Here is a 13,711-nt window from a genome sequence, read left to right as displayed (position 1 = left end):
GGGCTGTCCAAGGCCCCTTTTTTTTTCATTCAGTAATCTAACAATTCGATGCCGAGGCCGCGCTTGTCCTGCTGCCGGGTTGCCTTGAATCATGGAACAAGATAGTCCTTGAGCGACGCAGAAGCTGCTGGGAATTCCGCATCAAGATCCTTTTTCGTGTATTCCCTGTCCTTCTTTCTGCTAATCTCAATCATATCCAGGATTTTTGCAGCTTCAGAGTCGGCTATGCCCAGGATTTTGAGTTCATATCTTGTAAGAACGGAAACTCTGAGCCTGATACTTCTGTCTTTGTCGTCAATAGTGAGAAGGCCGGCCAGCTGCTGGTAGTTTTTTTCGCCAAAGATTATCTTTAATTCATCAAGACTCCCGATCCCGCCGTTTCTCGCGCGGAAAGCCAGAATCTTTTCAGCCAGCGATCTGGGTAGGACAACGGCAAGTTCATCCTCTGAAGCTGTATTGACATTGGCTTTCATGATACGAGTGGGCTTCGGTTGACTACCAGGATTGTTTTTTTTCGGATCTACCTCGGAGTTGATCGAATTTTCAGAGCTGTCTGTCCGGGGAGCAGACATCCCTTGCGGATCAGAACTCGAGTCCGGTTTCACAGGTGAAGGCTGCGCATCAGGGCCGGGTGCAGGAGGTTTTACCTGGGAGTCGCCTGGTTCAGGCTGTGAAGGCTGTTCTGAAGGTTGCGCAGGCTCATTGTTTTCATTGTGCGCTGCAGGCTGAACCGAGGGCTGTGAATCATTATCATTATCCGAAGGCGTGGGCAGAATCGGAAGGTTAGAGGGAGATGGCGGATGTGGTAGCGGAGGTGGAGGCGGAGGAGGTGGAGGAAGCGGTGGCTTTGGAGGCTTGCGCAGTATGAATGAATTCTCAGGTTGGAAATTCTGCTGCTCTGATGCCAGAGCTATGGACAGGCTCAAAGTGAAAAGTAATACTGAAAATACAAATTTCATTTTCCCTCCAATAAACCTATTTTATTACAGATTTATGTTGCTGGCAAAATAAAATCCCACCCCTGTTCTTTGATCAACAAGCAGCCTTGAAACTTCTGGAGTATGATGCCTGGAAAGGTTGTGATGGAGACGGGATTCTGGATAAGAGTGGTGTGAAATTCAAGACACACTTTTTCGCCAGAAGCAGAGGGACTAAAGCACCCTCCCCTTATCAGTATGCGTTAGGGAGCAGGTTATCAGAAATGCAGGTTAATTTTTTCAGGTCAGTTCCATCAAGCTTGATTGAATAAATTTCGCCGGTTCCATGCAAATGCTGTACATAATCTGCATTGGAGAATATCAAGCGGCTGCCGTCCCTAGAAAAGCAGATTCCACCGGGATTTGATGTCTTGAACATCATGCTTTCATTTTTTCCAGTTGAATCCATCAGAATGAATCCTGTCTGATCAGGGCCCTTGCTGAAATCAAAGCAGGCAATCCTGGATCCATCCGGGGAAAAGCAGGGATATGAAGATCTATCACGGATTTTTAGCAATCCCGAACCATCTGAGATAACAGTACCAATGTATAAATCATTCTCACCCGCAAAACCCCTGTATTGAAAAATAACTTTTTTGCCATCCCGGGAAAAAGAAGGCTGGGCAAGTTCGCTTTCAATATCCGTGATTTTTTCGAGCTTGCCGCCTTCAAGAGGCAGGGCAAAAATATTGGTTTTCCCATCCATGTCTTCACTGAAAATCAGCTTTTTTCCATCTGGAGTGAATCTGGGTGAAGAAACACCAGTTGTTAAATCTGTAAGCTTCCGGACTCCACTGCCGTCGCTGTTCATAATGTATATTTCAGAATTCTTTCCATCATTTACATAATTGATCGCATAAGCGATCAATTTCTGGTCCGGAGAAAAACAGGGATCCCACTCAGATGCGCTGGTACTGGTAAGTCTAGTCTGATCGCTTCCGTCCTCGTTCATGCTGTATATCTCGTGATTGTTGTCGCGAAAGGAAACAAACACGATCCTGGCCTGACGATCTCCATCCATGCAGTTTCCTGTTTCCGGAGTTCCAGCATAGGCCAGGCAATACAGCAACATACTCAAAGAAATCAGGATTCTATTCATACTTACCCCTTAGTGTCTGGAATGAAGATCATGTCAGCTTGTGATCTTAAAAGTAATAATACAATGGCAGGATATGCTCCGAAAGTTGTATTGCGTTGTAAAAATTTTCGATTTCAGAAACGCGGATTGCAACAATCTTTCTGATTGATTCAACTTAATACTTCTGCAGCTCCGCAGGCACATACCATTTTTCGATGTTGTAGAAAATTCCTCTCCTGGTCGGTTCGATGCCGTGGAAACGCTTGTCCACCGCCCAGATCGCCTCGTAGCTCTCGATAAAAGTGTATGGCTGATCGTCATTGATCAACTTGTGAATTCTTTGGTAAATTTCTTTCCGTTTTGCCGGATCAATGGTTATCCTGCCCAGTTCAAAAAGTCGGTCCACTTCAGGATTTTTATAGGATGAAAAGTTGAAACCATTGCTTCCGGTCTTGTCAGGGATATTCCCGGATTCCCAGATCAGCGAATAATCGTCAGGATCACCAAAACCGCTCCAGGAAAAAAATCCAGCTTCAAAATCGCGTTTCTGCAATTTTTCCCAGAGTACCGGCCACGCCAGGCATTCAGCCCTGACTTTCAGGCCGATATCATTCCAGCCCTTCTGCACCAAGGCGGCGATCAGTTTAACTGTTGCGTTGGCTGTATAGGAAAAGATAATTTCCTGAGTCTCCTGCCAGCCGGATTCCAGCAGCAATGCCCTGGCTCTGGCAGGGTCGTGAGGAAGGGGGTTCGCAGATTCATCATAGGCCCAGCAGGTCCGGGAAAATGGTCCGCTGTGCACTTGGCCGTAACCATACTCGATTTCCCGGATAATCTGTTCCCTGTCGATCGCCATGGTCAAAGCCTGGCGTACTCTTTTGTCCTGATATTTCGACAAAGCCAGGTTATAAGCTATTGAACAGAAGCTGTTGACCGGGAATTGATAAATATTGAAACGATTCCTGAATCTTTCCTCACCCGCCTGCTTTGTGATCTGATCGCCGTTCAGGCATAAAACATCGATTTCTCCCTTCTTCAGGGCAAGGAATTTCATTGATTCGTCCGGCTGGATGAGGAAGATGTACTGGGATAAAAAAGGACGGCCATCGAAATAACTGTCATTGCCGGTCAGAATAATGCGCTCATCAGGAATCCACTCTGAAAAGCGGAATGGCCCTGTGCCGATTGGAGCCCGGTTCCAGCGGGGACTATCCATGTTTTCCTGCTCTAACAAATGCCTGGGAAGTATCCAGAAACTCCACTGGGACAAAGCTGATACCAAAGGAGTGTCATAAGTGATCCTGATTGTCAGAGGGTCAAGAATCTCAACTGTTTTAATCTGGTTGAAACTCTCGCTGCTCTGATCCATGATTTTCTGATAGGTGAACATCACGTCAGAAGCATCGAATCCGATTCCATCATGCCATTTCACACCTGATTTCAGATGAATTGTCAGGATTTTCCCTTCAGCAGTCTGTTCCCAGCGCTCGGCAAGATCCCCTGTCCACTCTTCGTTGCGGTCTTTTTTCAAGAGTCCGTTGAACATCAGCCCGATTACCCATTGTGCTTCATCTTCAGTAGCTGTGAGGGGATTAAGAGTAATCGGATTTGAGGAAAGAGTGTTAATGATACAGTCACCATATGCCGGAGACAGATCTGCAGAATTTTCCGAAACTTCGGTGGTACCTAAAAATTGAAGTTTCTGATGAGCCATTCCGCAGCCGATTAAGAGCAGTGCTGAGCAGATCATGAGCATAAATTTCATTTCTACATTATACACCAAAGCTGGAATGACCCCGTGTTTCAAGGTCGTCAAATGATTATTGATCTTTGCAATCAATAATCCCTCAAGGGGATCGAGTCCTGTAATCATCCTTCGTGCGGGTAAACTCAGGCTGATAACAGTCTTCGATGATCTTTAACTGGTCAATGTAAGCGGCACTGCTGAATGAAATTGCAATTCAAAATGTTTCTTTGACCAGGTAAAAGCTCAGTAAAAGATGTATTATGCAAGTGGCGGCGAAAGACTGTTTTTTCCAAATAAAATCCAACTCGAAATGCGAGCTGTTATTTTTGATATAATAAAAACAGGTCATACTCAGCTTTCACTGAGCAGAAAGGGAAAGAACATGAATGCTTCAGGCCTGAAACTGCTTACAATTTGTCTGATGCTTCCGATCTTTTGGGCAAACGCTACGGATGAAATCATGACAAAGGGGCAAACCAGTGAGATTTTACTATCCCCGTCATACGGGGATAGTATTATTGAACAAGCACTCAGCGATCCGGCTACACTCAATCCCCTGTTATCGCAGGATACCGGCTCTGATCAGGTAATAAATTTAATTTTCGACTCGTTGACCCAGGTCAATGGTGATCTGAAACTGTCTCCCTGCTTAGCTGATTCCTGGGAAGTATCAGCTGATAACATGGCAATCACCTTTTACCTGAAAAAAGGTGTCCGCTGGCATGATGGCGTGAACTTTTCAGCGGATGATGTCAAGTTCACAATTGAAAAGATCATGGACCCTGAATCAGGAAGCTCTCTCAGGTGGTCTTTTTCAGAAGTGAAAACAATCGAAGTCGTCAACACTCATGAAGTTAAAGTAATCCTGAAAACCCCGACTCAGGATATCCCATTGAAAATAGATTCACAGATAATACCCAAACATATCTATGAGCGGGAAAATTTCAAGACCTCTGAATACAACAGGCACCCGATCGGAACCGGTCCGTTCAAATTTCTGGAATGGCAGCCTGCCGAACAGGTCGTACTGGTAGCAAATCAGGATTATCATGAAGGAAGGCCGTTTCTGGACCGGGTGATCTTTAAAATCATTCCTGATGACTCAGCAGTCCTGCTTTCATTGCTGAGAGGTGAACTGGATTTGATGACGCTCACTCCTGATCAATATACGAAACAGGCCAAGTCAAAGGAATTCCACGATAAATTCAACATTTACAGCTGCCCGGCATTCAGCTATTTTTATATCGCTTACAACCTGGATCACCCGATCCTGAAAGACAGAAATATCCGGCAGGCCCTGACAATCGCCATTGACCGCCAGAGCATGATCGACAACGTGCGCTATGGATTCGGAAAGCCTATTGCAACTGATTTTCTGCCTACCAGCTGGGCTTGCGACAAGTCGATCGCTCCCTATCCCTATGATCCAGTACTATCAGGGAAAATCCTTTCCGCAGCCGGGTGGAAAGACATAGACAGGGACGGGATCCTGGAGCGTGATGGAATGAAATTTTCGCTGGAGCTTACCATCTACAATGCAAGTCCCACTGCCAAACTGATGGCCGACATCATAAGAGACTGCTGGAAAGTAGCGGGAATCGAAGTCAAGATCCGAGTGCTTGAATGGACGAACTTTTTAGAGCAGGAATATCATCATAACTTTCAAGCCAACATTGGCTGCTGGCTGCAGGGAAATCTGCTCTATGATCCATTTGAGACATGGAACTCTTCACAAATACCGGATGAAAAAAATGGATATTCAGGAGATAATTTCATTTCTTACCGTAACCCTGAAGTAGACAGATTGTGTGAGCTTGGCCGAATCACTCCTGACAGGATTAAATTAAAGGAAATTTATTACAAACTCCAGGCTATCATTCATGAAGACCAGCCATACACATTTCTCTTTTCCACTGATGATATTTTTACAGTCAGCAAGCGCTTCCACGGCATCGAAGCAGCTCCTGCCGGCATTTTTTACAATTTCAGGCACTGGTATGTGCCGGAGGAGTTGCAGAAGTATAAATAAGTCTGGCGTTCGTGTCAAAATAACCGGTTCCTGTATCTTGAATTCGTATGCCATCATTAGAACATACTCATGCCGAGTTTTAAAAAAGGATAAGGGGGAAGAGTGAGGAAAATCACAGTAATCCTGATCATATCAATGTTCACTCCCTGCGCCTGGGCGCTGCATGAATCTGAATCAAATGTTCTACCGTCGATTGTGCTTACGAACTATGCCGACGGAACAGAAATCCGTTTTCCAGCTCCCCTGCTCAGAGGGATACTGGCCAATATTGATCTTGATTCAGTTACAGTGATCAACCAATCCTCGACCAGAGAAACTCGCATAATGCCTGCTGAGGCATACCAGGGGCAGTTCAAAGCGCTCACTGAGCTTGTTCCGGGTAAAAACAGGCTTCTGATCCGAGCAGGAACTGCTGAACTGACCTTGAATCTGACTTACACCCCACAGACTAATCCTTACAGGGTCACGGTAATCTACTTCACCGATTCCTCAGGAAGCACTGAATACCAGACACCGCTCGGCCATGACGCTCAAAATTTCCGGGATAAGCTCGATACAGCGATGAAATTGATGCAGACATTCACAGCAGAAAGTCTCAATGATCAGGGATACGGCCGCGCCACTTTCAACTTGGAAATTGGAGAGGATGGAAAAGTGCCGGTAATAGTAGTGAAAGGTTCCCATCCGGTAGAATATTATCGTAAACTCTGTGATACGGATCTCAGTTATGAAATTGGTCAGGAACTGGATAAACAGCTTTGCAACCAGAAATACAATGCCCTGATTTTCACTACATTCGCCTGGATAGACAAGCAGTCCGGGCTGCTCAGGGCATACTCTGCGCGCGGAGGCATGAACTACGCACTGAATTCACACCCAGATCTTTTCACCTGGCCGGGCAGGCTGCAGGACGTCCAGAAAGTTTTTTCCGACTCCACAGCTTTGAGTACTGAATGCAGGATCTTTAAACGCGATGACCAGAACTCTCTTCCCTACAGTACATCCGGCTACAAAGATACTTTCTGGGCTGCGGCTTCTACTTCCATGGGAATTTCACTGCATGAACTCGGACATACTTTCGGGCTCAATCATTCGAGCTGGGTTTTCGATATCATGAACAGTTGGGGAATAGACCATTTCAACCGTTTTTTTTCAGTAGCAGATCCGCCATCGTCCCTGACCGGCAAGTTCATACATTTCCCCGGATATTTCACACCCTGCTGGTCACCTGAAAGCGCATTCTGGCTGAAAGGAAGCAAGTTTTTTTTCCTGGACCAGGCAAAGCACAGCTCCAGCATCTGGCAGACCATGCCGGTCATATCCCTTGACAATAAATGGACTATAACGGTTAAAAGCGGGAGCGGGGTTAGAGCAGTAAACGCGGGGTTTTATAAATCATCTTCAGGGTGCCTGATATTTCATGATTCCGACTCAAATTCCCAGGAAGTTAAAATTCCGATTTTCAGCATCGGCCGCTGGGTCATCGATCCGGCGGGCGGTCCTGGTGCGTGTCTGTCGCTGTCTGCACAGGATTTTTGTGGTAACTACGCTGTCTATAGAGATTTCAGCTTTGATCGCAAACAACTCCTGGATGAGCTGCACAAACCCTGGCTGCGCCGCTGGCAGACAGCATCAGTTGATCATCCCTGCAATGACACGGATTTCACAGAAGAAGTATCCCTGACTACCGATGAAGTGCAAAAAATCGAAGATGCGACAGCAACTTCGCAGTTGAGAGACTGGGCTGAAATCTGCCCCTGTGAAAATTCTATAGAGGCAGGCAGAACCAGATATCTGCTGCGAACGATCACCACTGAGAAGCCCTGGAATCTGAATGTCTATACCTGCGGATGCAGTTCAATAATGGCCTGGTTCAATGGCGGTCACTTCATTTCTGCCTGCACTCCAGGGGAGCCCTCCCCGCAGTTTGCTCCATATCAGGCTCATCTCAAAGTCGGAGAAAATCGGCTGCTGGTCAGATGCATGGGAGTGACTAATGACTATGGGTGTTTCATCAGGCTGGAATCCTCAGACGGGACCTGCCTGAATCTAACTGACGAGGGCAGGCTGGTTCCGGTCTTTTGACAGGGCATGGTATCGCTCTTCAATACTTCTGCAGCTCCGCAGTTACATACCATTTCCCGCTGTTGTAGAAAATCCCTGTAACAATTTTATTGCAGGTTGTTTGCTTGTGGAACGCCTGTTTTAGGATATCTTTAACTAGAACCATGATTAGACTTCCAGTACTTCTTTTTCTCATTTCAGTGACTCTCTGCCGGGCTGAATCACAGTGGACTGTGATGCTTTTTCTGAACGGCGATAATGACCTGGACCTTGCGGCAGGCGAAAGCCTGAAAAATCTGATGAAGGTCGGTTCAACACCTCTGGTGAATTTCGTCGCCCTGCAGGATCACGCCGGAAACGGTGACACTGAGCGGCATTTTGTGGAAAAAGGCCGTCTAATCACCGAATCAGTCGGCGAAATCGACATGGGCGACTGGCACGAAGCGCTGAATTTCTTCAGATGGAGCGTACAGAATTACCCGGCCAGGCACTATTTCTATATCATCTGGGACCATGGCATGGGCTGGATCGACTGGCTGAGCGGGAAAAATAAGTTTTCCCGCGACATCTCCCTGGATGCCACCAGCGGGCATTGCATGAGCACCCCGGATCTCAGGGAGCTTTCCAGCGGCATGCATGGCATACTCGGCCGCAAGATCGATGTGCTTGGTTATGACGCCTGCCTGATGGCCAACCTCGAGGTGGCCTGGGAAACGGCCGGAGATACGGATTTCATAGTCTTTTCAGAGGAAATCGAATCAGCCCGGAGCTGGCCCTATCACATGATTTTTCCACTGCTGGTTGAGCATCCGGAAACTGAGCCTGAAGCAATCTCCATCCAATGCGTGCTGAAAAACACCGAGTATTACCAGAGCATACAGGCGAAAGCTACCTTGTCGGCAGTAGATTGCAGCAAACTGACTGATGCAGCAGGAAAATTTGAAAGCTTCCTGACCTTGCTAATCAATAATCCTCATCTTGGAGAACGTTACAGGATTGCGATTTCGCAAACCCAGAGTTTCGCTTATCTCTGGTATCGTGATCTTTGCGATGTGGTGAAAAAAATGGGGACTGTGGCTGATATGGATCTGCAGGGCACAGATCTGGACCTTATCCATGGACTGGAGGTCAGCCCGTATCCGCTGATAATCTGTTCTGGTCATACAGGAGCTGGTGTGGAAGAAGCAACCGGACTCTCTATTTACCTGCCTGACAGAGACGAATATGAGAAACATAAAAAAGCCTATAAAAATCTTAAATTCTGCGGGGACACACTCTGGGACGAATTCCTGGAGACCCTTTATTATCCAAAATCTCCGATTCCTGTGATCGATAAAATCGAGCTTATTGATGAAAATGGAGACGGGTCAGTTGCGCCTTCCGAATCTGTCAGATTCAAAATCACGCTTTCCAACAAGGGGCTGCAGGCTGCGAGCTTGAAAATAATGCTCTCAGCTTCCTCAGAGGCTGTGATTCAAAACTCAGAAACCTATCTGGAGATTTCCGCAGGGGGAGAGGCTATCTGCGAATCCCTGTCTGCCAGGATCGCTCCTGACTGCCCTGAAGGAAATCTGAAGTTCGGGATCGATTTGTCGTTCAATGGCCGTGTCATGCATGAAAAATACAGTCTGCGGGTGCATCACAGTTTTGCTGTGAAAAACAGGGTGCTGCTGATCCTGAAAAAGTCGGATACAGTTCCTGCATCGGTTTATCGTGCCGCATTGTCATCAGCAGGAATAAAATTCGACCTCTGGGACCCCTCTATCGATGGAAAAATAACCTTTGATACTCTTGGAAAATATACAGGCGGTGCTGTGATCCTGGCTGAGACAAGCGGCTCAGACTTGGTCGATCTTAAATTAGCCATTTTCACAAAGTATCTGGATGCAGGAGGCTCCCTGCTGGCATGCGGACAGGACTGGGGCAGGTACAAGGGGACAACCGCATTCTACCAAGAATATCTGGGTGCAAAATACCTCTCTGATGATGCAGGAGAAAATGCCATCTCAGGTTGCAATGAATTCTCCGGAATTTCAGGTGCGCTTTCAGGCTCCCAAAGTCCTGACCAGATCGAATCAGCGAATGCTGAAGTTGTTTTCAGATACACTGGGGGAAATCCGGCCGGCCTTTTTCACGCTGGAAGTTCGTATAAAACGATTTACTTAGCCTTTGGACTGGAAACACTTTCATCTGAAACAGTCAGCATATTGATCCTGTCAAAAGCAGTCAGGCTGTTGTTGCCGGACGTTTCCTCAATGCTGAAAAATCTCAGCAGGCTGGAATTATCTCCTGATCGGTCCGAAACCGGATTCTGCGAAGAATCCCTGATTGAATCGATCGCCGCATCCAGTGCCGCAGGAAACAGCACAGGCTCTCTGCAATGCGGAACAGCCAATCAGCGGTTGATCCTGGATAAAATTCTTGAAATCAGATTGAATCGTCCCAAGGAGGGTTAATGATCAAGTTCGGATTATTTTGCTTGTTTTTCTTCCTGGCAGCTGTCCCGCTGTTCGCTGAAAAACCCTGGACAGTGATGGTGTTTCTGAATGGCGACAATGATCTGGACAGTGCCGGAAAAAAGGATGTGCAGGAAATGATGAAAGTCGGCGGGAGCAGCGCTTTGAATATAGTCGTGCTCCAGGATGGTTATGGTCCTGACAACACCCGCAGACTGGTGATCGGATGTGGCACTGCTGAAATTGAGAAACTGCCTGAATTAGACATGGGGGACTGGAATCAGGCCTTTGATTTCTTCAAATGGAGCGTAGACAATTACCCTGCTCAACACTATCTCTATGTAATCTGGAATCATGGCGACGGCTGGCGGAAAAATCCAGCCAACCCCCTGAGAGGTATTTCTTATGATTTCTATAACAACAGCCACATCTCAACGCCTCAGCTGGGTCTGCTTTCCAAAAAAATGAATGATTACATCGGCCGGAAAATCGACATCCTCGGCTATGACGCCTGCCTGATGGCCATGGCTGAAGTGATCTGTGAGACCGGAGACTATGTGGACTATACAGTCGGTTCGGAAGAAACCATCCCTGTAGCAGGCTGGCCCTATGACCTTATCCTCTCGTCCATTACGGCAGAACCGGGAATCAAATCCGGCAAACTGGCCGGGGAAATCGTCAGGCTTTATCAGCAGTCATACAGCGGTGGAAGCCAGGGTTCTGCAGAAGTGACACTTTCGGCAATAAACAGCAGCGCACTTCCAGGCATGATCAAGGCTTTGAATGATTTCACTGCCGACCTCACCGCGTCATCGTTCTATAACGACCGGATTCAGGGATTGATCGAACATTCCCAGGAATTCATGATCAGGGACTATATAGACCTGGGCGATTTCGCCGTCTGCCTCAAAACCGACTCCAGCGGTACTCTTAAAATCAGGGCTGAAAACCTGCTCAAAACCTTATCAGGAAGCGAAGGCGCGATAATCTCCAATGGCAATACCGGCGGGAGTGTGTCCAGGGCTACGGGCCTCTCGGTTTACATACCGACCAGGGTTGACTGGGACGGTAACCGGGAAACATACAGGCAGCTCAAATTCTCGGAAATTTCAGGCTGGGACGAATTTCTGGACAGCCTGTATCATCCGCAAGGGATTTCCCTGTCCTTTGACATGCTGTATATCTGCGACCAGAACGGGGAATACAGGATCGACGCTGGTGACGAACTCAACCTGACAGCCGGATTCTCCAATATTGGAAGCACAGCCTGCGGAAAGATCATCGTGAAAATGCTCTGCCAGGACGAATATCTTTCACTGTCATCTGCTTCAGGCGGTTCGATCCTCAGGATAGAAGCCGGCGGTTCCGAAACTCTCAAAGGGCTCAAGGCGCAAGTTGCCAAAAACTGTCCCGTTGGGCATGTAATCAGGCTGGAAATCAGCGCAGCCACCACCCAGGGAGAACTCAGCTCAGTCCGGAATGTGACTGTCGGTGAATAGAATCATCTCATGAATTGTCACAATTTGTCACTGACTGCAGCTGGAAAAGCACTGAAGTTCAGGCAATAATTCAACTATCTGAATCTGTGAAAGCGGATTGAGGCGGGCAGTATGAAGAATCAACAGAAAAGAAACATGGTCTCAAAATATTTCAGTAAGCCCCAGTATCAAGGCGATTAATTGATGTTCTGATCAGTTTAATTAACCCTCCCCTTGGGAGAGCGGATCTGCTCTCCCTTTTATTTTATGGACACTTGAGGTGCAGGCGAAAAGTTGAAGCTCCATGTGATTGGAAGTATAATGAAACAACCTTACTTGATGCGCATGGAGAACAATTGTTTTATATTAATCTTCTGCTTTTGCTGTCAGTTCTGTTCCCTTTTCAGGCTGGAGCCGAAAGCCCACCCACCCTTGAAATAAACATCGACGGAGCTGTGATGCAGTTTGTGCTGATCAGAGCAGGAGAATTCCAGATGGGCTGCCTGGAATCAGATCTCAGCGAGGAAACCCCGCAGCACACGGTGAAAATCTCTAAAGATTTTTATCTGGGAAAGTTTGAAGTCACCCAGGGACAGTGGCAGGCAGTGATGGGTACAAACCCTTCGCTTTTCAAGGGAAATTCGCTTCCAGTGGAGCAGGTGAACTGGGACGAGTGCTGCGAATTTGCCGGAACCCTGACGTCCAGGAAAATCGGGATCTTCCGACTCCCCACTGAAGCGGAATGGGAATATGCAGCCAGGGCGGGTACTGATTCACGTTACTGGTGGGGAACTTTCGCGGAGCCTGATTATCTCTGGTATTACGACAACGGTCAAAACCGGACTCATCCGGTAGGATTGAAGAAACCCAATCCCTGGGGTCTCTATGACATGCTTGGCAATGTCTGGGAATGGTGCCGGGACAGCTTCGAAGCCGACTATTACCAGAGATCGCCTGTGGAAAACCCGCTCAACCAGGCTGCCGGGATCGACAAAGTCCTGCGGGGCGGCTCTTTCTGGTGTTATCCGTACTTCTGCAGAGCCCAGCTCAGGAACCATTCCCCTGCCCGCGTCTGGAGCCAGATGTACGGGTTAAGGCTGGTTTATCTTCCTGAAGCGAAGTCTTAATATTGTTTGAGATCTGTCAGGATACTGTGAACACCTCTATCGGCTCAGGCTTTCCCCGCAATTCCACTTTGCCAAGCGGCCGCAGGTTGGAGATGCCTGCGAGAAAGGCTGTGTCCCCTGATACCGCGATGGGTGATTTGAGCTGCTTGGTCGCGGACTCCAGACGTGAAGCGGTGTTGACGGTGTCACCCAGGACTGTGAACTCAAGGCGGTGCCCTGGAGCACCGATAGCTCCAGCAACCACTTGGCCGCTATGGATGCCGATGCCGATCGCTAGCGGAGTTTCGCCACGGGCTGAGCGTTTCCTGTTCAGTTCTTCAAGGGCAGTGATCATCCCTCTGGCGCAGGAAATGGCTGCTGAAGCGGCGGCAGAAGGTATTGCATCGCTTCTGGAAAGGCCGAAAACAGCCAGCATGCCGTCGCCGATGAACTTGTCCAGAATACCGCCATGGAGCTTTACCTGCTCCAGCATTGCACCATGGAATTCATTGAGCTGTGCCACGACCGTTTCAGGGGCCATCCCGGAACTCATCGCAGTAAAGCCCCGCAGATCACTGGAGAGAATAGTGACCGCTACACTCCGTCCTCCGACAGCCAGCGCCTGGTCGACATTTTCATCAAGCACCCGCTCAACTGCTCCTTCATGCACATACTGGCGGAGCATCTGCAGGCGCGCGAGTGTCACAAGATTGCGGCGGGCGCGATTGGCTGCAGCCAGACCAACAATCCCGGCCAGGGCAAAGAACGAACAGACT

At 48.0% G+C, this 13,711-nt stretch carries 9 protein-coding genes; 5 read left to right on the top strand and 4 right to left on the bottom strand.

Annotation, left to right across the window (positions count from 1 at the left end):
• Nucleotides 1-89: 89 nt before the first annotated feature.
• The 3 genes from PHW04_14950 to PHW04_14940 all read right to left on the bottom strand — a co-directional run bounded on the left by PHW04_14950 (nt 90) and on the right by PHW04_14940 (nt 3,820).
• Nucleotides 90-959, bottom strand: a complete 870-nt coding sequence (locus PHW04_14950) for a helix-hairpin-helix domain-containing protein (protein ID MDD2717187.1) — start codon at nt 957-959, stop codon at nt 90-92.
• 211 nt (nt 960-1,170) lie between these two features.
• Entirely contained in the window at nt 1,171-2,076 is a 906-nt protein-coding gene (locus PHW04_14945) for a hypothetical protein (protein ID MDD2717186.1), read from the bottom strand.
• 154 nt (nt 2,077-2,230) lie between these two features.
• Nucleotides 2,231-3,820 (bottom strand): ABC transporter substrate-binding protein, encoded by a 1,590-nt coding sequence (locus PHW04_14940; GenBank protein ID MDD2717185.1) that lies wholly within the window; start codon nt 3,818-3,820, stop codon nt 2,231-2,233.
• 403 nt (nt 3,821-4,223) lie between these two features.
• On the opposite strand from PHW04_14940, the gene PHW04_14935 reads away from it, so the two are divergent.
• The 5 genes from PHW04_14935 to PHW04_14915 all read left to right on the top strand — a co-directional run bounded on the left by PHW04_14935 (nt 4,224) and on the right by PHW04_14915 (nt 12,956).
• On the top strand, nt 4,224-5,831 hold the full coding sequence (locus tag PHW04_14935) for a peptide-binding protein (protein MDD2717184.1): 1,608 nt from the start codon (nt 4,224-4,226) through the stop codon (nt 5,829-5,831).
• A 102-nt stretch (nt 5,832-5,933) separates the two neighbouring features.
• The gene (locus PHW04_14930) at nt 5,934-7,916 is read left to right on the top strand and encodes a hypothetical protein (protein MDD2717183.1); all 1,983 of its coding nucleotides are present in this window, start codon (nt 5,934-5,936) and stop codon (nt 7,914-7,916) included.
• 143 nt (nt 7,917-8,059) lie between these two features.
• Nucleotides 8,060-10,351 (top strand): clostripain-related cysteine peptidase, encoded by a 2,292-nt coding sequence (locus PHW04_14925; protein MDD2717182.1) that lies wholly within the window; start codon nt 8,060-8,062, stop codon nt 10,349-10,351.
• On the top strand, nt 10,351-11,850 hold the full coding sequence (locus PHW04_14920) for a clostripain-related cysteine peptidase (GenBank protein MDD2717181.1): 1,500 nt from the start codon (nt 10,351-10,353) through the stop codon (nt 11,848-11,850). Before PHW04_14925 ends, PHW04_14920 begins: the two co-directional genes overlap by 1 nt.
• 335 nt (nt 11,851-12,185) lie before the next feature.
• On the top strand, nt 12,186-12,956 hold the full coding sequence (locus PHW04_14915) for a formylglycine-generating enzyme family protein (GenBank protein ID MDD2717180.1): 771 nt from the start codon (nt 12,186-12,188) through the stop codon (nt 12,954-12,956).
• A 16-nt stretch (nt 12,957-12,972) separates the two neighbouring features.
• On the opposite strand, the gene PHW04_14910 is transcribed toward PHW04_14915, so the two are convergent.
• A partial coding sequence (locus PHW04_14910) for an adenylate/guanylate cyclase domain-containing protein (GenBank protein MDD2717179.1) occupies nt 12,973-13,711 on the bottom strand: 739 nt, incomplete at its 5' end.

Source organism: Candidatus Wallbacteria bacterium, assembly GCA_028687545.1.
In the GTDB taxonomy this organism is placed as follows: domain Bacteria; phylum Muiribacteriota; class JAQTZZ01; order JAQTZZ01; family JAQTZZ01; genus JAQTZZ01.
Note: the sequence above shows the minus strand (reverse complement) of the source record. Positions and strands in the feature narration are given on the sequence as shown.